18 protein-coding genes are annotated in these 21,647 nt (G+C 54.6%); 2 read left to right on the top strand and 16 right to left on the bottom strand.

Features of this window, described 5'->3' with window-relative positions; all coding sequences use genetic code 11:
* Positions 1-58 precede the first annotated feature (58 nt).
* On the bottom strand, positions 59-1,771 hold the full coding sequence (locus NSU01_RS33380) for a glutamine--tRNA ligase/YqeY domain fusion protein (RefSeq protein WP_076247591.1): 1,713 nt from the start codon (positions 1,769-1,771) through the stop codon (positions 59-61).
* A gap of 247 nt (positions 1,772-2,018) precedes the next feature.
* Between NSU01_RS33380 and NSU01_RS33385 the strand changes: the two genes are divergently transcribed.
* On the top strand, positions 2,019-2,264 hold the full coding sequence (locus NSU01_RS33385) for a DUF2164 domain-containing protein (protein ID WP_039309139.1): 246 nt from the start codon (positions 2,019-2,021) through the stop codon (positions 2,262-2,264).
* A 40-nt stretch (positions 2,265-2,304) separates the two neighbouring features.
* Positions 2,305-2,853, top strand: coding sequence for a GNAT family protein (locus NSU01_RS33390; protein WP_039309141.1), 549 nt, complete (start codon positions 2,305-2,307; stop codon positions 2,851-2,853).
* A 126-nt stretch (positions 2,854-2,979) separates the two neighbouring features.
* On the opposite strand, the gene NSU01_RS33395 is transcribed toward NSU01_RS33390, so the two are convergent.
* The 15 genes from NSU01_RS33395 to NSU01_RS33465 all read right to left on the bottom strand — a co-directional run bounded on the left by NSU01_RS33395 (position 2,980) and on the right by NSU01_RS33465 (position 21,566).
* On the bottom strand, positions 2,980-3,624 hold the full coding sequence (locus NSU01_RS33395; RefSeq protein ID WP_083705700.1) for an MOSC domain-containing protein: 645 nt from the start codon (positions 3,622-3,624) through the stop codon (positions 2,980-2,982).
* Between the two features lie 11 nt (positions 3,625-3,635).
* The gene (locus NSU01_RS33400; protein ID WP_039309145.1) at positions 3,636-4,139 is read right to left on the bottom strand and encodes a GNAT family N-acetyltransferase; all 504 of its coding nucleotides are present in this window, start codon (positions 4,137-4,139) and stop codon (positions 3,636-3,638) included.
* A gap of 61 nt (positions 4,140-4,200) precedes the next feature.
* The gene (locus tag NSU01_RS33405) at positions 4,201-5,418 is read right to left on the bottom strand and encodes an MFS transporter (protein WP_076247595.1); all 1,218 of its coding nucleotides are present in this window, start codon (positions 5,416-5,418) and stop codon (positions 4,201-4,203) included.
* 466 nt (positions 5,419-5,884) lie between these two features.
* A complete protein-coding gene (locus NSU01_RS33410) occupies positions 5,885-6,712 on the bottom strand; it encodes a formate/nitrite transporter family protein (protein ID WP_039309150.1) in 828 nt (275 codons plus the stop codon).
* A 240-nt stretch (positions 6,713-6,952) separates the two neighbouring features.
* A complete protein-coding gene (locus tag NSU01_RS33415) occupies positions 6,953-8,317 on the bottom strand; it encodes an FAD-dependent oxidoreductase (RefSeq protein ID WP_076247598.1) in 1,365 nt (454 codons plus the stop codon).
* A 375-nt stretch (positions 8,318-8,692) separates the two neighbouring features.
* On the bottom strand, positions 8,693-10,327 hold the full coding sequence (locus tag NSU01_RS33420) for a formate--tetrahydrofolate ligase (RefSeq protein WP_076247600.1): 1,635 nt from the start codon (positions 10,325-10,327) through the stop codon (positions 8,693-8,695).
* A 254-nt stretch (positions 10,328-10,581) separates the two neighbouring features.
* Positions 10,582-11,061, bottom strand: a complete 480-nt coding sequence (locus NSU01_RS33425) for a glutathione peroxidase (RefSeq protein WP_039309160.1) — start codon at positions 11,059-11,061, stop codon at positions 10,582-10,584.
* 632 nt (positions 11,062-11,693) lie between these two features.
* Positions 11,694-12,719, bottom strand: a complete 1,026-nt coding sequence (locus tag NSU01_RS33430; RefSeq protein WP_042140286.1) for an LLM class flavin-dependent oxidoreductase — start codon at positions 12,717-12,719, stop codon at positions 11,694-11,696.
* 229 nt (positions 12,720-12,948) lie between these two features.
* The gene (locus tag NSU01_RS33435) at positions 12,949-13,287 is read right to left on the bottom strand and encodes a DUF3243 domain-containing protein (RefSeq protein WP_042140287.1); all 339 of its coding nucleotides are present in this window, start codon (positions 13,285-13,287) and stop codon (positions 12,949-12,951) included.
* Between the two features lie 945 nt (positions 13,288-14,232).
* Positions 14,233-15,192 carry a M15 family metallopeptidase gene (locus tag NSU01_RS33440; protein ID WP_042140288.1) on the bottom strand — a complete coding sequence of 320 codons (960 nt, stop codon included), beginning with the start codon at positions 15,190-15,192 and terminating at the stop codon, positions 14,233-14,235.
* Positions 15,193-15,392: 200 nt separating this feature from the next.
* Positions 15,393-17,309: a DEAD/DEAH box helicase gene (locus tag NSU01_RS33445; RefSeq protein ID WP_076247602.1), complete on the bottom strand. Its 1,917-nt coding sequence runs from the start codon at positions 17,307-17,309 to the stop codon at positions 15,393-15,395.
* Positions 17,310-17,734: 425 nt separating this feature from the next.
* Positions 17,735-19,405, bottom strand: a complete 1,671-nt coding sequence (locus tag NSU01_RS33450; RefSeq protein WP_042140289.1) for an AarF/UbiB family protein — start codon at positions 19,403-19,405, stop codon at positions 17,735-17,737.
* The gene (locus NSU01_RS33455; RefSeq protein WP_039305489.1) at positions 19,406-19,762 is read right to left on the bottom strand and encodes an ATP synthase subunit B; all 357 of its coding nucleotides are present in this window, start codon (positions 19,760-19,762) and stop codon (positions 19,406-19,408) included.
* Between the two features lie 158 nt (positions 19,763-19,920).
* The gene (locus NSU01_RS33460) at positions 19,921-20,553 is read right to left on the bottom strand and encodes a ThuA domain-containing protein (RefSeq protein ID WP_042140290.1); all 633 of its coding nucleotides are present in this window, start codon (positions 20,551-20,553) and stop codon (positions 19,921-19,923) included.
* A 200-nt stretch (positions 20,554-20,753) separates the two neighbouring features.
* On the bottom strand, positions 20,754-21,566 hold the full coding sequence (locus NSU01_RS33465; RefSeq protein ID WP_076247604.1) for a uroporphyrinogen-III synthase: 813 nt from the start codon (positions 21,564-21,566) through the stop codon (positions 20,754-20,756).
* Positions 21,567-21,647 lie beyond the last annotated feature (81 nt).

The following is a 21,647-nucleotide window of genomic DNA, read 5'->3' on the forward strand; positions in this document are numbered from 1 at the left end:
AGCAAACAGGCTTGGCTTCCCGGACGGGAGGCCAAGCCTGTATTCATTCATGGAGAGTCTAGCCTTGTTTGGGCTGGAAAGAGCTCTTCAGGGAAACCACCAGATTGAATACCAGATGCTCCGGTGATGAATATTTGCTGTCTACATTAAAGTAACCATGGCGGAAGAATTGGAACTTGTCCTGCGGCACGCTGTCCTTCAGGCCCGGTTCGACGAAGCCCTGGATGATCTCGATCGATTTCGGGTTAAGCTGATCCAGGAACGTAGGCTCCGGCTTGCTCTCAGCAACTTCCAGTCCTTCGATTTCGGCTTCGGTCTCAGCCTCTTCGGCGGAGATCAGCGGCTCATAGAGGCGGAATTCTGCCGGTACCGCCTGGCTCGCATCGACCCAGTGCAGCGTTCCCTTGACCTTGCGTCCGGTGAATCCGCTGCCGCTCTTCGTTTCAGGATCATAGGTGCAGTGCAGCTCAATAACTTCTCCGTTCTCATCCTTGATGAACTCGTTGCACTTGATGAAGTAAGCATTCTTGAGCCGCACCTCGTTGCCGGGGAACAGGCGGAAATACTTATTCGGCGGAACTTCCATGAAGTCATCGCGTTCAATATAGATTTCCCGGGAGAACGGAATCTGGCGGTTACCCATTTCCGGGTTCTCCACATTGTTCTCAATCTCGAAATACTCGGTTTCGCCTTCAGGATAATTCGTAATAACTACCTTCAGCGGCCGCAGCACAGCCATGGTCCGGGGTACCGTCAGCTTGAGGTCTTCACGGATGAAATGCTCCAGCATCTGCAGGTCTACGAGGCCCTGGCTCTTGGAAATGCCTGTCTCATGCACGAAGCTGCGGATTGCTTCCGGGGTATACCCGCGGCGGCGCAGTCCTGATATCGTCGGCATGCGGGGATCATCCCAGCCGTCGACATGGCCTTCATCCACCAGCAGCTTCAGCTTGCGCTTACTGGTAACGGTCTGGGCCAGATTAAGGCGCCCGAATTCATATTGATGCGGCGCAGCCGGCATCTCGCATTCTGCTACAACCCAGTCATAGAACGGGCGCTGATCCTCGAACTCCAGCGAACAGAGAGAGTGGGTAACATGCTCGATCGCATCTTCGAGCGGATGCGCGAAGGTATACATCGGATAGATGCACCATTCATCGCCTGTATTGTGGTGATGAGAGTGAGAAATTCGGTAAATGACCGGATCACGCAAATTGATATTCGGAGAGGACATATCGATTTTGGCGCGCAGCACCTTCTCGCCGTCCTTGAATTCGCCTGCCCGCATGCGGTGGAACAAGTCCAGGTTCTCATCGATACCGCGTTCACGGTAAGGACTGTTCTGCCCCGGCTCCGTCAGCGTTCCCCGGAATTCACGGATCTGCTCTGCCGTGAGATCATCGACATAAGCTTTGCCCTTCTTGATCAGCAGTTCGGCCCGCTCATACATCTCCCCGAAATAATCCGAGGCGAAACGCAGCTCTTCCCATTCATATCCGAGCCACTTCACATCTTCCTGAATGGAGTTCACATACTCCGTGTCTTCCTTGACCGGATTGGTGTCATCGAATCTCAGATGGGTCTTGCCGCCGAATTCATCAGCCAGTGTAAAGTTAATCCAGATCGCCTTGGCATGTCCGATATGTAAATAACCGTTCGGCTCCGGCGGAAAGCGGGTGACCACTTCCTTAACCTTGCCCGAGCGGAGATCTTCGGTAATGACGTTCTTAATGAAATTGGAGGGTGTACCCTGGTTCTCCACAATGATCAACCTTTCGTTCTGTATTATTACTACTTCCTTGTATAAACATGTTTCCTATTAATATACCCGTTAGGCAGGGAATGTTCAATAAAAGTTAAACAGAAACGGCATTCCTGTCCCTGATGTACAACGTATCTGTCCCGGTGAAACTAAGGCGCCAATAAGATCCCGCAGCGATAAAACTGCATCTTTGACTTCTCTCCCGGCGATAGAGTAGCATGGATCATATAGGATTACCGAGAAGAGGAGGGTACCCATGAAACCGATCAAACTGCCCAAAGAGCAGCGGGAATTGATCACCGAGAATATCCGCGCATACTTCGAAGCCGAACGCGGGGAAACGATTGGCCATCTGGCAGCAGATAGTCTGCTGGAGTTCTTCCTGAACGAGCTTGGGCCGGCTGTCTACAACGGGGCACTGAGTGACTGCCGGACACTGGCCTCACAGCGCATGCAGGCGCTGGAGGAAGATATCTACGCTCTGGAGTGGAAAAAGCGTTAGGGCAGAAGCTTATACCTTACGCCGCAGAGGGGGAAGCCACATGTTTAATTATGTCATTGATGAAGAGCTGAAGCTGAAGCTGCTTATGCCGGAGCATGCCCGCCATATGTACGCCCTGGTCGAGCGCTCGCGCCACCGGCTCAGGCAGTGGCTGCCTTGGGTGGACGGCGTAGCCGAGCAGGCCCACCTGACTACTTTCATCAAGAATGCCGTGAAGCAGGGCAGTGACAATGGCGGCTTCACGGCCGGACTGTGGGTCCGGGAGGAATTGGCCGGGATCATCGGGTATCACGAGATTGACTGGCATAACCGGTCTGTCGGTATCGGCTACTGGCTGGGTGAAGGCTATGAAGGCAACGGCTACATGACCAGCGCCTGCCGGGTATTCGTGGATTATGCCCTGCTGGAGCTGGAGCTCAACCGTGTAGAGATCCGCTGCGCCACGGGTAACACGGCAAGCAGGGCCATTCCCGAGCGGCTCGGATTCATCTTCGAAGGCGTGATCCGCGAGGCGGAGAAGCTGCCCGCAGGTTATGTGAACCACGCAGTCTACGGTCTGCTGCGCAGCGAATGGAAGCTGCTGGGCTGACAGCAAGGCAGCATCAGGCATCATGTTATTATGCGCACTTATACGCAGCATACGCCAGAACCCCCGGAGGCATAACATAAGCCCCGGGGGTTCTGGCGTACCGTCTTCCCATGGTATTGCTCCGGTCTAATTCTCCGCTGCCGCAAGCCAGCCCCGGAATTTGTCCCGGATGCCGGCCGTGAGGCTGTCCAGCCCGGCTAGCTCGGCTAGTCCGGTCTTATCCTTGCGCCCGTGCTCCATTGAGTACAGCACCTGCTTCACAGGGAAACTTCCCGCTCCGCTCTCCCGCTTAATAATCCGGTCACCGGATGCAATCCTGCCTTCACGCAGCACGCGGAAATAGAACCCGCTGTAACCGGTGGACAGCACCCGCGCAGGCATATCCGCCGGTCCATGCTTCTGCGAGAGCTTGAAGCAGGGGAAGCGCGGCTGGCTTACCTGCAGCAGTGCCGTACCAATCTCAAAGACATCCCCGATGCACACCTCGGTCTCCAGAAGTCCGCTCACTGTGATATTCTCACCGAATGCGGAGTAGTCCAGCTTCCGGCCAAGCAGCTCTTCCCAGTAGGCATAATGCTCAACCGGATAGACGCAGACGGCCTTGTCGGGGCCCCCGTGGTTTACCAGATCCGCTTGCCCGTCCCCGTCGAAGCCTTCAGCATGAAGCTCCAGCGGGCCGTGGACCGGCAGCTTGTAGATTCCCGTTTCCAGCGGTTTGCCGCGGTAATCCACGGTCTTCGGCTTGCCTACATTTAGTGAGACGACTTCCATCTTGATTCCTCCTAGTCCAGCATGCAGCTCATGAATACCTCATCTACATATCTTCCGCCCAGATAGAACTCCTCCCGCAGCCGTCCCTCCTCCTCGAATCCGCATTTGCGGTAGAACGAGAGTGCCGGTGTATTGCAGGAGAGCACACGCAGGCGCAGCTTACGGATTCCATTCTCTGCAGCATGGCGCTTGATCTCCGCGATCAGCCGGCTGCCTACACCCAGGCGCTGGAAGCGCGGATGTACGGCAATATTAACCTCGCATACATGGCGGTTGCTCTCCATTCCGCTGGGACAGCCGAAGCCGACATACCCGCATAGCTCCCCGTCCTGCAAGGCTACAAGCTGGGAGCCGGGCGGTGCATGCAGCAGATAATCCTCCCGGGAGCGCCACATCAGCGGACCGGGTGTTGTCTCCTCTGTCCAGATCATATTATCGAGAATGATCAGCTCACGGGCATCCCTGATTTCAGAGGGACGGATGGTGAAAGCCGAATCCCTGTTTAGTTGTTGCATAGCTTCTACACCCCTTGCCTTGCTAAGCAGATAATAAAAGGATTAGTTACAGCGCAGCCGTTTATGCAGCATTACCCCGGAGCTTCACGCTCCCGCGGTTAACGTAGGCATGGACCGCGAAGAATCCCACGGACAGAACCGCCATCCCGCAGGCCAGCCAGCCTGTCGGCGCAAGGCCGCCTCTGTCGAATTGAATCCCCATCAGATACGGGCCGATAACCCGGCCGACCGCGCCGATACCGCCGCTAAGCCCGAGATAGAAGGGCGCACTGCGCTGGGCATGCTCCGAGATGAAGGATGGCATGGCCGGAGAGATCAGCATCTCACCCAGTGTAGCCAGCACCATCGCCAGCAGCATGCCCGGGTAGCTCGGCATGAACAGTATAACCGCATACCCGCCCAGATAGAATACGGCGCTTGCTGTCATCTGCGCAGTAGAAGTCCCTGCGAACCAGCGTTTGATCAGACTGACCAGCGGCTGCGCGGCAAAGATAAGTACGCCGTTCAGCGTCCAGAGGAAGCCGTATAACTGCTTCGACCAGCCTTCTGAAATAATAAACGGCGATACTCCGGTATTCCAGATCGAATTGCCGATCAGCAGAAACATCGAACCAATAGCCATGTACAGATAAATCCGCGTATGCCCCAGCAGCTTCCAGCCTGACGCTTCCCCCTGCGGGTGTTTCTTCTGTATTGTCTCATGGGACGGCGACGGTGCTGTCCCCACCCTGCGCAGATAAACAAAGAAGAATCCGGCAAACACCGCCGAAGTCACACCGTTCAGCACAAAGCTCAGCATATAATTGCCCAGGAATCCGCTCAGTGCGGTACCCAGTGCTACCCCGATATTGTTCGAGACATAGACGATATTGAACAGCTCTCCGCGCTGCTCCGCGAACCGGAAGCCGATAAAGGCCTGAATAGCCGGTAGAGACAGAGAGTTGAACAACCCCATCAGGCCCATAACTATAATGAATATACTCCAGCTGCCGCTTGCCCAAGGAAGAGCAAACAGGGTCAGCGCGTTCATAGCCAGTGCTCCGACAATCAGGCGGTTTACCCCTACCTTGTGATACAAAGATCCGCCCAGCAATTGCCCGGCAATCCCCCCGAGGGATTGAACCAGCAGAACAATTCCCGCATCTTTCATACTGCGTCCCAGCTCATCAAATACATACATCGTAACCAGCGGCCACATCAGCGCACTGCCGGTTGCATTAATGAGACTGGCAATCAAGAACACTTTGACTTCCTTCGGATAGGCCTGCAAAAATCTCATAACTTGTCTTTCATCCCCTGTAACATAGGTGTCATTAATCCATCCAGTATCATCTGAAAACAGGATGACGGGCAAGTTCTCGCGTTAACGCTTTATCGCATAGCATCATTGAATTCACTGCTGCGAAATTCCCAATCACTTCCCGCCTGCCGTGCTATTTATATTCTATAACTGCAGCTTCTGCACGTAAAGAAAATAGGTGGAAATGACCTGATTCGTTCCCCGCAGGCCAGGGTAATAGTGCATATGAAACACTCCCTATTTATTCGCCGTGAATCCGATTTCGTTCCCCCGAGTCGGATATGCACGGCGAATTTTGTTTTGCCCTGAAGTTATTCCAGGCAGAGCCGGGCTAACAAAAAACACTCCCTTTCTCTCTGCGATTCCCAAAAACAGGGTGCCGAGAAGCCAGGAAGTGCTGGGGCCAAACTATTGAACATGCCGGTCATTACCGGCGGATTTTGAATTAAGCGTGTTTCTTCACACCTGCAGCGGAGATTCCTTCAACAGCCGTTACAGCTGCCGGCTCCTTACGCAGGTAAGCCATCCAGTAAGCCGCTGCGACGAAGATCGCGCCGCCCGTAAGATTGCCCAGCCATACCGGGGCAAAGTTGGCGAAATACTGCGCCCACGTGAAATGTCCTTCGAAGATGGCAGCAGGGATAAGGAACATGTTAGCTACAACGTGCTGGAAGCCGATGGCTACAAACGCCATTGTCGGGAACCAGATACCGAGGATTTTGCCGCTGAAATTATCTGCTCCATAGGAGAGCCACACTGCCAGCGCCACGAGCCAGTTACAGCCGATCCCGGAGATAAAGGCCTGCAGGAAGGTCGCATCAATCTTGTGCTCAGCCATACTCACCAGCTTCTCCAGATACACCCCGTCCGATGTAAGGCCAACGACATGACCGAAGAAATAAGCAACGAACAAGGCTCCTGCCAGGTTGCTGAGTGTAATCAGCACCAGGTTCTTAATCACTTCCCAGAACGAAATCTTCTTCGCAATAAAAGCAAGCGGCACCGCCATCATGTTGCCTGTCAGCAGCTCGCCTCCGGCAAGCAGCACCAGTATCAGCCCTACCGGGAATACCGCAGCTCCGATGAAGTTAGCGATGGACCCCCACTCGGCAGGCGCACCGGCAATGACACGAATATCCAGCAAAAATCCGAGCGCGATAAACGCTCCTCCCAGGAAACCAAGAATAAGTACAGTGCTGAGCGGATTGTGCGCTTTCTTGACTCCGTTCTCTACCGTTACTTCGGCGATCCCCTGCGGTTTGTTATAAGCCATGATTCCTATCCCCTTCTAATTACTTAAAATTTGTTCCTTTATGCCATTGTAACGTGATCACAATCACATTAACGTGATAAAAATCACTCTCAGAAAACCTAAGTGAAAGTTTTCACTGACATGTCAAATTTACCATAAAAGGTTAGGCGGCGGAATATTTTTCTCATTCGGACCCGGAATTAATAGTTAAAACCATAAAAAAAAGGAGCCCTTAACGGGCCCCGGCGAAATCAGGCGTGATTAGACATGCACTGGTTCTTTAACGGCAACTGTCTTGGGCAGTGCCTGAAGTCCTGCAGTGTTCAGGAAGTTCCAAGGCTTGTTGTAGTGCGGCTGGAAGAAGAAATCAATGAAGGCCAGCTGGTCCACGGTCATTTTATTCTGAATACAAACCGATACGGTATTGATCGACTGCGTCAGATCCATCTTGGACATAATCTGTGCCCCAAGAATGCGGCGGGTCGCACGTTCGAATACGACTTTTACCTGAACCTGCTCGAATGTCGGCATAAACTCCGGACGGTAGTTGTCAATCAGCATAACACTTTCAGCATCCATACCTTCGGCTTTGGCGGCATCCTCGGTAAGTCCGGTTCCGGCAATATTGTCTTCATAAATCTTGATGCCTGATGTTCCCTGCGTACCCATATAAGGAATCGTATTCGAGACCAGATTGCGGGCTACCAGTGTCCCCATGCGTACAGCGTTCGTGGCGAGCGGAATATAGGCATGTTTACCGGTCGGGTTGTAATGAATCGCACAGCTGTCACCAGCGGCATATACATCCGGCAGGCTGGTCTGCATGTAATCGTTGACCATAATCGCACCGTTCGGAAGCATATCGACTTGACCCTTGAGCAGCTCTGTATTCGGACGGAAGCCGATGCAGAGAATGACCAGATCGGTTTCATGCTCTCCCTTGCTTGTAATGACCTTGGTCACTTTGCCGTTCTCTCCGGCGAATGCTGCGACTTTCTCACCAAGCGCAAGCTTGATGCCATGCTCTTCAAGTGATTGTTGAATCGGAGCCGTGAATTCTTCATCGAGATATTTACTCAGAATGCGGTCTTCCCCGTCGATCAGGGTAACTTCCTTGCCGTTCATCTGAAAAGCTTCAACCAGCTCAACGCCGATATATCCGGCTCCGACTACTGTAATTCTTTTCACCTTCTGCGCTTGTTCAATAATGGTGTTGGAGTGATTATAATTCTTCGAGAGCAGAATCCCCTCCAGCTCTATACCTTCCAGCTTAGGCACAATCGGCCATGAGCCTGTTGTCATAATCAGCTTGTCGTACGTATCTTCAAATTCTTCACCTGTAGCGAGGTTGTGGGCCTTCAATGTTTTGCGGGCGGTATCCACATTCGTCACTTCATGGCGCATCTTCGTTTGCACACCCAGTGCTGCAAGCTGTTCCGGGGAAGAATAGAACAATCCCTGCGGGTCCTTGACGACTCCCCCTACGTAAAGCGCAATGCCGCAAGACAAGAACGATATGTTATCGTTGCGCTCGTAAACCGTAATCTGGGCATCCGGGTACAGCTGTGCGGTATTAACAATTGCGGCGGTTCCGGCGTGTGTACATCCAATGACTGCTACTTTCATGATTTCTTCCTCCTCCAATTTACAAGCCTGTTTCTCTGTAGTTGTGATTAATTTCACTTTATACACTGATTATATTGTGATATTTATCACATTACAAGCACTTTTGTGAATTTTCTCACATTGTTCACAATTTCAATTTTTAATTATCTGCACGAATTTCTTTTCTTCTTGCATTAGTTTTCCCCGCCAGTAGGACATTATGTCTGTCAGCAGCAGGAAGCAGCAGGAAGCAGCAGGAAGCAGCGTTAGGGTGTGAAACTGTATAAATTCTAATCTTTGCAGCAAAAAAAGCCCCACTACACCGCAAACCTTCTGCGGAACAAGTGAGGCTCTATCTAATGGATGGCTGCCGCCTGTATGCGGCCAAAAAACCGTTTATTCCAAACCGGAGATCACACCATCTTCATCGACCAGCAGCCCTTCTGCGGCCGGTTTGGCGGGTAGGCCCGGCATCGTGACAATGTTCCCTGTGATGACTACAGCAAATCCTGCGCCAAGGGACAATGTAATGTCCCGTACACCCATGGTGAAGCCTTCCGGTGCTCCAAGCAGCCTCGGCTGATCCGAGAAGGAATATGGCGTTTTGGCCATACAGACCTGAAGCTGGTGCAGGCCCAGCCTGTCAATAACAGCCAGACTGCGTTTGGCTGCCGGGGAGAAGGCCACTTCTGCGCCATGGTAGATTTCGGTGACGATTTTATTGATTTTGGACGGAATGTCCAGGTTGTCTTCATACAGCGGCGCGAACTTTACGGCCTCTTCCCGGTCCAGCAGCTTCTTCAGCTCCTGCGCCAGTTCCTGCCCGCCTGCGCTTCCTTCAGCCCATACCTTGGATACCGCAGCAGGCACACCCAGCCGGCGGCAGGCCTCCAGCACCTCGTTAATCTCCGCCGAGGCATCCCCTTCAAAGTGATTGAGGGCAACGAGTACAGGCACACCAAATTTGCCGAGATTCTCAATATGGCGCTCCATATTGGACAATCCGGAGAGCAGCGCTGCCCGGTTGCCGGCATACAGTTCCTCCTTGCGGACACCTCCGTTATATTTCAGTGATTTCACTGTAACCACCAGCACTGCGGCAGAAGGGGTCAGGCCGGCCTGGCGGCATTTGATATCCATGAACTTCTCAGCACCAAGATCTGCGCCAAAGCCCGCTTCAGTCACTACCACGTCTCCGAGCTTCAGGGCGTAGCGGGTTCCGATTACACTGCTGCAGCCGTGGGCAATATTGGCAAAGGGTCCGCCATGCACAATCACGGGCGTGCCTTCAAGCGTCTGCACCAGATTAGGCTTGACCGCTTCCTTGAGCAGTGCAGTCATCGCCTCAACGGCTCCGATGTCCTTCGCGGTTATTGGCTGTCCCAATTGGTCATATCCAACCAGCATCCGGCTCAGCCGTTTCTTCAGATCCGCGAGGTCATTGCAGAGGCACAGCACAGCCATAATCTCAGACGCCGTCGTGATCTGGAAGCCGCTCTCCCGCACCGTCCCGTTGCCGTCGCCAAGACCGGTCACTATATTCCGCAGACTGCGGTCATTCATATCCATCACACGTTTCCATACTATCCGCTGCGGGTCCAGGTTCAAGGCGTTGCCCTGAAAAATATGATTATCGATCATCGCGGAGAGCAGGTTATGCGCGGAGGTCACCGCATGGATATCCCCGGTGAAATGCAGATTAATCTCGTCTGCCGGAACAATCTGCGCCTTGCCTCCGCCGGTTGCGCCGCCCTTCATGCCCAGGCAGGGTCCAAGCGAAGGTTCACGCAATGCCGCTACCGTCTTGATCCCCGCCGCATTCAGCGCCTGGGCTAATCCGATGGTTGTCAAGGTTTTGCCTTCACCCGCCGGTGTAGGGTTAACTGCCGTAACCAGGACCAGCTTGCCGTCCGGTTTGTGCTTCAGCTCCGCCCACAGAGACGGCGACAGTTTGCTTTTATATTTACCGTACAACTCCAGATGCTCTTCATTGATCCCTGCTGCCGATGCTACCTCTGTTATTAACCTCATGCCTTTATGAAACCCTCCTGCCGTTATTATCCTGCATCCCATAATTCTTTATGCAATCTCCGTAGATGAGTGAAACATTCCTCTTCAAAGGATACAGTGTCTCTGAAAAGATTCAAGGATAATTTTCATACTGGGGATACTTCCGTCTCTACAGTCAAGCAGAAACCGCTTGCTTAGATATCAAAAAAACTCCCGGACAGGGTGCGCGTGCACCCCAATCCGGGAGCGGACTATTTTGTGACAGCTATCCTTACTTACTTCAGCAGCGATTCAATAAGGTCCTTCATGCTCTCCGGTGATTCCTTCGGCTCCACACGCGCCACCACATTGCCGCTGCGGTCTACCAGAAACTTCGTGAAGTTCCACTGGATATCGCTGCTCTCCCCGTCACCCGGCTGCTGACCCTTCAAATATTGGAACAGCAGGCTTGCCTCCGGCCCATTCACATCTACCTTGGCAAACACCGGGAAAGTAACGCCGTAATTGATCTGGCAGAAGGCTTCCGCTTCCTCACTTGTACCCGGCTCCTGGCCGGCAAACTGGTTGCAGGGGAATCCCAGCACAACAAGCCCTTGATCTCCGTATTGTTCGTACAGCTTCTGTAAATCTCCGTATTGCGGGGTAAGCCCGCACTTGCTGGCCGTATTGGCGATCAGCAGCACCTTGCCCTCATAGTCCTTAAACGGCACTTCTGTACCCGAAGGTGTGACTCCGGCAAAACTATAGATCGACATCCTGCTTCGCTTCCTTTCGGCTGTATATTCGTATTTACCCTGGCGGCTTATAGAGTCCATGCCCTTATGCAGCTTATGCATCACTGCGAGCATTCCTCTTTATTTTATCCTATTGGCAGCGTGATACAAAATTTCAGGCTCCGAATGCGGTGCGGGTGGCAGCTGCAGGGATAATCGTTAAGTGAGCAGCCCATTTGGGGCTACATTGTACTCGGTTTTTCGCATACGTTGGGCTCGTTAGCCTCCGCTGTGACACATTGTACTCGGTTTTTCGCATACATTGGGCTCGTTTGCCCCCGCAGTGACACATTGTACTCGGTTTTTCGCATACATTGGGCTCGTTTGCCTTCGCTGTGACACATTGTACTCGGTTTTTCGCATACGTTGGGCTCGTTAGCCTCCGCTGTGACACATTGTACTCGGTTTTTCGCATACGTTGGGCTCGTTAGCCTCCGCAGTGACACATTGTACTCGTTTTTTCGCATACAGTGGGCTCGTTTGCCCCCGCAGTGACACATTGTAATCGGTTTTTCGCATACGTTGGGCTTGTTTAGGTTCGCAGCCAGCCCACTTTGGGCGGATTCAGGTACTTTTATGCCCTTCATCTTCATTTCTCAACGGGCCCTGGAAAGCTACCCTCTTCGCGTCAGCCCGCAGGCTTCGGCAATAAGCCGGAGAGATGTCAGCTTATCCTCAAAGCTGTGAATATGCGATGAAATCATCAGCTCCCCGCATCGATATTCTTCCGCCAGCGCCTGCAATTGCTCTCTGACTTCAATCGGCGATCCTACGACCATCCGCTTACGGTTATCCTTAATGGAGAACCTGTCATAAGGTGTATATGTATAATTCATAGCAGTTTCTACAGAAGGAGTGGCGGTGGAGAGATGCTCTTTCTCCAGCAGCACCAGCGACAGATCCATGCTGGCGGCCAGGCGGTCCGCTTCCTCAGAGGTCCCGGCACAGACGGCAAAAACTGCCACCAGCGATTGTGGCGTTGCAGCAGCACGGGATGGGGCGAAGCTATCCGCATACTCCCGCACCGCTTCCGCTCCCCCGTTCCCGTTGATAAACCGCGCGAAGGCATACCCGGTCCCCAGCCGGGCCGAGAGCGCCGCACTGGCACTGCTTGAACCCAGCAGCCAGATTTCCGGCGCTGTACTCACGGCAGGTGTAGCCTGCAGTCCGGCATAGCGGTGCGGAGGTTCCGCAGCCCCAGTCTCATCATGCAGATAAGCAATAAGTTCCTTAAGCTGCTGCTCATAACGGTCTATATCCTCAGGATTCACACGGTTATCCTGCAGCGCCCTGGCGGACAGCGCACCGCCGCCTGCTGCTCTGCCCACACCCAGATCGATCCGCCCGGGATATAAGGCCTCCAGGACGCGGAAGTTCTCAGCGACCTTGTAAGCACTGTAATGCGGGAGCAGCACAGCTCCTGAGCCGATGCGGATCTCCGAAGTTACAGCAGCCAGATGAGCCATCAGCACCTCCGGACTGGAGCCGGCCAGTCCGGGCGCCGCGTGATGCTCTGCAACCCAGAAGCGGTGATACCCGAGTCGCTCAGCTTCGCGGGCCAGCAATACTGTCTGGGCCAGTGCCTCCGCAGGCGTGCTTCCTTCAGACACCGGCGATTGATCCAGAATGCTTAATTTCATATAGGAGCAGCTCCAATGGGTTTGAATTTTCAACTTCGGCGGGAACATCTATATTGGTCCAGTCCATTATATCACCGGGTATATCACCGGATATATCCCCGGAATCAGTCAATCTGAGCATCCGTCTGCATTGCCGACCATAGGCAGATACAAGGCAGAAGGAGGGGCAGCAGATGCAGAAACAACGGGCACTGGCCTCTTCAAGGCGGCACCCGTTGTCTGCTGCTTCTTAATGCTGTACCATCTTCACCAGCATATGCGCCAGCCGGTGGCGCTCTTCTTTGTTTCCGGCCTTCCACAGTTCCAGCAGCAGCTTCTCCTCACTGTTGCGGGGCTCTTCGTACGCCGCCAGATAATCGGCGATTTTCTCGGCAGCCACAGCCAGCTGCTCATCGCTGAGCCCGATTTTCTGCGCCAGTTGGATGCGCTTTCCCAAGTAGCTTTTGAAATCCTCGAAATTATTCAGGATCAATTCCTTCTGCCCCGGCTCAATCCGGTCCAGCGCATCGTTCACCCGGTGCATCGTCACACTTCCGTCCTTGCTCACCACATGATTATGTTCAGACATTCAGAACACCTCCCATTTATTAGTGTGCGGTTTCCCACTAATTAACCAGAGGCCCCGCGGGTGAACCAAACGAAGCCCGCCGAAGGATATAGGAGGATTGATCGTCATCCCGTGGACACACCGCTTTCCTGCGCAAACAGAAACCTGTCAGCACTCTCATGGCCCGGGCTGTCAGTGACGCGGACTGAGAATCCCTTATTCGGGAAGAACGGCCGTATTTGCAGATCAAGCGGACTCACAATCCCTTATATGTCCACAGATCCTCATTTCAGGCAAAAATACATAAGATAACGGAATCTCAGTCCTCTTCGGCGCCAATATGATGATTAACGGAGAAATAAGCGCTTCTCAGTCCGCTTACGTCAGGCTCAGCCATTCAACTATATAAACCGCAATTTAGCAACAACCCTACAAGAATAAACCGCAATACAGTAACAACCCTACAAACTACCATTCAGCCGCTGTGTGGGACTGGATGAATACATCAATTCCATAAACTTGATTCGTTGCCGGCAGAATGGAGAATCTTAGGAAGCACTGTAGGTGTAAATGTTGTACGTTCTGCAACTTTGATTCCTTGATAGCAGGGTGTTCGAGAGGATTGTTGTAGAAAATACAAGAATAATTCTGCTAAGCCGCTTGAACACAGTGAAATCCTGCCTTTTATACAACATTTCTGGATTTGCGCCGATAGAATGAGGGAAATGTTGTATTTTGGGCAGGATTTTGTATAAAAGTTTGTATAAAGCTACTCTGTTTCTGCCACAAATAGCTGATGAATCGAGGAATTCCAACGATTACTACTGCAAATACTGCAAATACTGCAAATACTGCAAGTACTCAAATACGTAAATGTGGCAACTACGGCAACAGCAGACGCCCGGAGGTCCAACTATTCACAAAAGACCCCGTGAACCACGGGGCCGGCTGTACATCGATTTCACATTAATTCGACACCGGAACGGCATCATAATATTCTTCGAGGGTAATTCCTCTCTCCGATACGGACGCGGCGATCTCCTTGCCTACATACCGGACATGCCAAGGCTCATAAATATATCCGGTGATCGCCTGCTTGCCTTCGAGGAACCGGATAATATATCCGTACTCAGCGGCATGATCCGCAAGCCATTCTGCTTCCTTCGTACCGGCAAAGCAGCTTTCGGCCGCACATTTGCCGTCACTGCCGGACAGATCAATCGCCAGACCCGTCTGATGCTCGCTGTGTCCGGGCAACGCACTGTAGGTACGGGCTTTCTCTTCGCCGTCCCGGGCTACATAGTTATTGAACAGCCTTCTCTGGGTCGCTTCCGAACGGTAGCCGGATACACCAGCCAGATAAATACCGTCCTTCTTCGCTCCGGCAAACATCTCCTCCAGCGCCGTGGCAGCTTCACGCCGCAGCATCCGCTTCTCGATCTTCTCCGAGAATATAAAAGGCACATCAGGGTAGACCAGATCGGCCGGCTTATATTTATCAGGCAGTCTGTACTGCTTATTAACCATAACCGCGATGCTCTCCGGTTCGGCGGCAACCATCTCTGCATCACCATTACTGCCGGAATCCGTAGCTGCGGGCTTATCCGTAGGGGCAGGCTTGTCCGTTGGTTCCGGAGTCCCGGCCGCATTATTCTCCCCGCTCGTTGAATCCGCAGGCGCCTCTGTTACAGCCGGTGTAGGCTCAGTCCCCGTATTGTTGCCGGAGCCCTGCTCCTGGCCGTCCGGCTCTGCGCTTGGCAGTGCCGAAGTCTCCGGCGCCGTACCCGGCCCGGCCCCGAGATCGGTACCTGTATTTATATTCGTTCCGTCTTCCCGGGAAGCGGACGGGCTAGTATACTTCCCGATTCCCCAGCCGACAGCAATGACAACGATGAACAAGATGACAATCTTGGTGGTTCTGGACATATGCGGTTTCGTTCCTCCTAGAAGTTCTGTATTCTTTCTAAAAGCTTAGTTACATTATTAGACAGGCTGAAGGGCCGAAATGTTTCAGTCCGGGCTGATAAATGTGCACCAGCCCCTAACACAAATATTACCATAGAACAATTAGCCGATACGCTAACTGCCCTATGGTAACAAGTTTCACTTATGAATGTAAAGCGCCTTTATCTGGATGAGCCGCGTCCGCCGCGTGAACCGCCGCCGGAGCCGCCACTGCGTCCGCCGCGCGATGAGGTTCCGCCGCTGCTGCGTCCGCCCGAGCTGAAGCCGCCTTTGCCGCCCTTGGAGCCGCCGCCGGCGCTATAACCGCCGCGTGAGCCACCGCCTTTGGTAGCGGGCGCGCCTGAGCCGCCGCCTTCATTGCTTCGGGCTACATGCGCCCGGAATTTCGGGCTCGACTTCGCGCCGCCCGGGTTGTACCCGGCACCGGAGCCGGCGCCCTTCGAAGCACCATAGCTGAATCCGCCGGCATCCGCGCCTCTGGACACATTGGTGCTGTAGCCGCTGCTCGGGCCGCCGCTTCTGGCGCCGCCGCCCTTATTGCCGCCGCGTCCGCCTGCGGCATTCGCTCCAGCCGCATAACCCGGAGCCGGGCTGCTGTCGCCGCCGCTGGCGAAGGCGCCGTAGCCGCCGCCCGGTCTTGGCTTCGCCGCGCTCTTGCCGGCGGAGTCGCCGCCCCGCGGAGCCGCAGCCGCGCTGTACGCGCTGCGCTTGCCGCCACCGCCTGCCGCGTCCTTACGGCTGCGGCTTCCGCCTTCCGCAGGCGCACCCCAGCCGCCTGCTTCCTTGCCGCCGCGTCCGCGTCCGCCCGGACGCCCTGCGGCTTCCGCGCGCGGAGCACCGCCGCTGCGTCCCTGCCCGCGGCCGCCGCGTCCAGCACGCGCCGCTTCAGGCGCTGCGCTCTGCCGCCCGCCGCGCGGCGAGCCGCCGCCTTGCACAGAGGTGAATTCGCCAACGCCGAATTCATCCTTCTCGTACCGGCGGCGGTCCAGCCGCTGGGAGATGCCGTGCTCGATCAGTTCGAGCCCGGCGCGTTCACGCGGCGAAGAGAACGTGATCGCAAGGCCTTTGCCTCCGGCGCGGCCCGTGCGGCCGATCCGGTGAATATAGCTGTCCGCATCCAGCGGAAGATCGTAGTTGAAGATGTGGGTAATGCCTTCCACATCAAGCCCGCGGGCTGCCACATCCGTAGCAACCAGCAGCTGCAGCTTGGCATCGCGGAACCGCTTCATAACCGCTTCGCGTTTGCCCTGCGATAAGTCGCCGTGCAATTCGTCGCAGTCATACCCGGCCGCCTGCAGTGCTTCGTTCAGCTTGATGGCCCGGCGTTTGGTCCGGCAGAAGATGATCGCCAGGTACGGGCGGTCCCGCTCGATTAGGGAGATCAGCGCCTCTTCCTTATTGCGGTCAGAGCATTCCACTACCTGCTGGCGGATATTGTCCAGCGGAATTGGAGAGCCACTCTTGATAATGATATCCAGCGGTTCTTTCATATAATTCGCAGCCAGTCGTTTGATCGGGTCCGGCATTGTCGCAGAGAACAGCATCGTCTGGCGGCGGTAAGGCACAGCCGTAATGATCGTCTCTACATCCTCCAGGAAGCCCATGTGCAGCATCTGGTCCGCTTCATCCAGCACCAGCATCTTCACGCCGCCTAAGTCCAGCGTCTCCCGGCGCAGGTGATCCAGCAGCCGTCCCGGCGTTCCGATAATCAGATGTCTGCCGCCTTCCAGCTTGCGGAGCTGTTTCTCCACATCCTGTCCGCCATAGACTGCCAGAATCTTCACTCCCGTATGGCGCGCCAGCTTGCGCGCTTCTTCGGTAATCTGCAGCGCAAGTTCACGCGTCGGCGCGAGAATAAGCGCCTGCGGATAAGCCGCCTCTACCCGGATTTTGTCCATAATCGGCAGCAGGAAAGCCAGTGTCTTCCCTGTTCCCGTCTTGGCACGGGCGATAACATCGAGACCCTCTACCAGCGGCGGAATCGCCTCTTCCTGCACCGGCGTCGGCTTCACGATTCCCTGCCCCTTGAGCAGATCGTTTAGTACTTCTGAAACTCCTAATTCTTTAAAACCCGGCAATTGCTCCACCTCACTATTTTCCCTAAGTTTTCACTTCATAACTTATATTCATCCATTTATCGGAGTAATGTACGCATTCACAAGGCTTGGCCTGCGGCATAAGCCCGTTATCAGGCGGCAACGGCTGCACCGTCCTGCATAGTGTGCTGTGCCAGGACAGCCAGTCCAGATATCGCTCTCAGGTATCCGTATCAAACAAAAGCGGAAGAACCCCGTTGCCGGAGCCCTTCCGTTCCACTGGCCCGCAAGGCTGCAGTCGAAGTTCGGTTTCTGGGGCAGCAGCGATCCACCGGACATTCAGACGGCACTCCATTTGCGTTCCATTACACTTTAATTTTGGGCAAGTTATCTTTATATATTGTACTTGATTTCGCGCCGCTTGTGTGCATCTGCGGAAGAATAATTATTTCCCGGGACTTATCCCGCTAGAATCTTCCTGATTTGAATATCGAGAACAGCAGCCATATAATCATCAGCATAGCGATGACGGAGCCGATCTCCACGATGGGGAAATCCCAGAGCAGCGAAGGCTCACCGCGCAGAGAGGAAGCAACAATCAGACCGGCCATAATAATGCTGAAGGCCAGCAGTACGATACTGAAGGAGAGCCGGTTGCCGACCCGGCTGAACTTGTGCTCCAGATTCTGGAGCTCAGGTACCCCAATCTCCACCTTGAGCTTCCCCTTGCTGAGCAGTGCGGAGAGCTGCCGGGCCTGGGCAGGAAGCTCCACCAGACTCTCGGCAAGATCGGCTACTCCGCCGAGCAGCTTGCGCTGCAGCCGGCTTCCGCTGAAGCGCTGCTTCACCAGCTGCCTGCCGAACGGCTCGGCCATCTGCACTATGCTGAAGGCCGGGTCGAGGCTGGCGACCATGCCCTCCAGCGTCAGCATCGTCTTGCCCAGCATCGCGAGATCCGGCGGAATAACCAGCCGGTGCTTGCGGGCAATGCCGAACAGATCATTCAGCGCCTTGCCGATGCTGACCTGCTTGAACGGGATATCATAATACTGCTCCCGCAGCCGGTCCATATCATCATGCAGCGCCATCCGGTCGGCATCCTCCGGAATCACGCCCAGCCGCAGAATGGCCCGTACCATCGAATCGGTGTTCTTGCGCATCAGTGCGATCACGAGTGCGGACAGCCCGTCCTTCATTTCCTCGCTCAGCCGACCGACCATCCCGAAATCAATCAGAGCCAGCTTGCCGTCCTCCAGCACCATGACATTGCCCGGATGCGGATCGGCATGAAAGAAGCCATGGATGAAAATCTGGTTCAGCATCATCTCTACAAGCTGCTGGGCAATAGTCTTGAGCTTGACGCCCTTGTTCAGCAGCTCATCCCTGCGGTTCAGCGTAATTCCGTCCACGTATTCCATCGTCAGCACCCGTGTCGAGCTGAAATCCCAATAGATGGCCGGTATATATACATTATCCTGGGCAGTCAGATGCCCGGCTATACGTTCGGCATTGCGCCCTTCCTGGGCATAATCAAGCTCGGCCATCAGGGCGCGGGAGAACTCCTCGACCATCCGGGTTAATCCGTATTGCTTGGCCCAGTCCATCTTCCGCTCAGCCAGGACGCTTAGATCCAGCAGAATTTCAAGATCCCGGCTCATGGTCCGCATGACCCCGGGACGCTGAATCTTGACCGCTACACTCTGGCCGCCGTGCAGCACCGCCCGGTGCACCTGACCGATGGAAGCCGCAGCAAGCGGGTTGTTCTCGAAGTACTCAAAGACCGCATCCATATGCTGATCGAGTTCCTGCTCGATAATATTGCGGGCCGTCTCGGCCGAGAACGGCGGCACATTGTCCTGCAGCTTAATAAGCTCCTGTATAATCGAATCCGGCAGCAGATCGGAACGTGTACTGGCGAGCTGGCCCAATTTGACAAACGTTGGCCCCAGATCCTCCAGCACCCGGCGGATCCGCTCCCCGAGTGTTACGCTTTCGTGAACCTCCTGCGTAATAATCCGGCGCGGAAGGGACAGGAGATGATAGAGGCCCAGTTCCTCCACCATATAGCCGAAGCCATGACGCATCAGCGCCATGGCTATTGCCCGGTAACGGCCGGCATGTCTTATGCGGACTGCCATTTATTCCGTATGCGTTTCCGGCACGACATCCTCCTGGGTGCGGGGAGCCGTATTGCCCTCCAGCTCGGCCACGCGGCGTTCAAGCACAGCAATGCGCGATTCCAGTCCGGCAATGTCTCCTTGAACAGGCACCTTGAGCTCCTTCAGCACCTTCTGAACCTGCTCATGTACAGCTGCTTTGAAGGTACCGCGTTCTTCTTCACCGCGCTCCACCAGCCGGTCAACCAGTGCCTTGGATTCCGATGGCGCAAGCTCGCCCCGCTTGACGAGTTCATCTACGACCTTTTCAACCTTTTCCTTGCTGACAATGGTGAGGCCCACTCCTAAAGAGATTGCTTTCTTGAACAAATCACTCATGGTACTTCCCTCCCAAAGATTCCAGTTATGGTTAGAGTATACCCCTTAGCGGGCCAATTCACAAAATAACCCCACAAAGTGGGGCCAAATCTTCGATGATTACTCAGGTACTTTGCGGGGACCCCAAAATATATACTGTCTTTCACAAAAGTCCGGGTCTATCTGGGAATCCGTGCCGCCCAAGTGGCTGCGCCCAGAATCAGCTGGCGGACTGCCGGATGACGGAACGACGGCTCATGATGGCCGGGCATCAGATAGACAACCCGTCCCTGACCGTAGCTGTGGCACCAGGCCGCAGGCAGCATTTCCCCGTCCGCTTCATATTCAAGCAGAATCTTCTTATCGGTGAAGGGGTCGAATTCGAAACGGTACGGCTCTTCATCGAGCTGGAAATCCTCAATGCCTTCGGTAATATCATGTTCCCGCACCTTGAAATTCAGCGGTGCATAGGGAGGATGTCCGGTGAATCTGCCGCCGATCAGATGTGCCAGCTCATACCGCTTCGCCAGCGAAACACCGGTATGCAGGACAATCAGGCCGCCGCCCCCGCTTACATAACTCAGCAAACCCGCCGTCTGCTGGGGAGATACGGTTTCGTTCCATAATTCGTTATATGCAATGCAGAGATCATATCCTGCCAAATGCTCGCTTAACAGCAGCTTTTTATTCTCCGAGCACTGTACGGTCAGAAGATCATTCAGAATCTCGCTGACCTGCTTGTCTACGCCTTGCAGCGGGTGAAACCGCGGGTGGGTATAATCGCCAAGTAACAGGCATTTTCTCTTATCCATGGGTCTCCTCCTCCTTATTTCTTTATCTTTGTGGTGGAACGTTGCCTATTATTCTAAGTAAAACAGCCCCGGATGTCCATCGAATCGGCTGCTTTTATAGTAAGAAAACGCTAATCCGGGTTGTCCAAAAAGAATTCCCGTCCTGTACCGGACGGGAATTCCTGCTATGGGTGCCTGTGCAGCCCGGCTGGTGCTACCGGTTACCGGGAAGCCGCGATATAGCGGCCCAGCTCTACGAACATGCTGCCCATTCGTTCATGCTCCGGCATAATGATCCGTTTCACGCCCTCTTCCTTGAGGGCTTCGGAGGTAAGCCGGCCGACAGATACAGCCAGCACTTTATCCTCCAAAGCCTGAACGAGTTCTTCCAGCCTGCCCTGCTCCCGCGCATACTGCGCCAGGAAACGGAATTGCGGAGCACTTGTGAAGGCTACCGCGTTCACCCGGCCTTCTGTAATATCCGCCAGCAGCAGAGCCAGCGCTCCCGGCTCCGGCTGCGTGTACCGGTACGGCTGCACCCAGCTGACCTCTGCTCCCGCCTGCTCCAGCCACTGGACCAGATGCGGGGCAGACTCTCCGTGCAGCTGCAGTTTGACCCGCTTGCCCTGCAAATCCCAATCCTGCAAACCGCGGATCAGCCCTTTGGTGCTGCCGTCATCGTCGCGCACCACGGGCTCCAGCCCCCGCTTCTTCAAGGCATTGACTGTTTTATAGCCGCGCGCAGCAATAGGTGAAGCGAAGAGAACTTCCAGGAAGCGGTCCGCAAGCTCCAGCTTCGCGGCCATCTCGAATAATGCGTCGAGTCCCATTCCGGTCGTCAGAACTGCCAGGTCCGGCGGCTGGTCTGTCCAGGCCGTCAGCCCGTCACGCAGTGCAGCATCATCCAGAAATGAAGTCCCCTGGGCCGGACGGTGCAGCGCTGTCCCACCCATATTCTGTATCAGCTTGGCCATTTCTTCCGCCTTGCGCGGACCCGCCAGGGCAATGGTAATGCCCTTCAATTGCTCTGCCATGAATGCTTCTCTCCTTCGTCACCCCATATTATTGCTTATCAGTATACTTGCAAAAGGAGGTAAAAGGGAAGACCGCCGCGC

Source organism: Paenibacillus sp. FSL H8-0259, assembly GCF_037963255.1.
Taxonomy (GTDB): domain Bacteria; phylum Bacillota; class Bacilli; order Paenibacillales; family Paenibacillaceae; genus Paenibacillus_AQ; species Paenibacillus_AQ phytohabitans.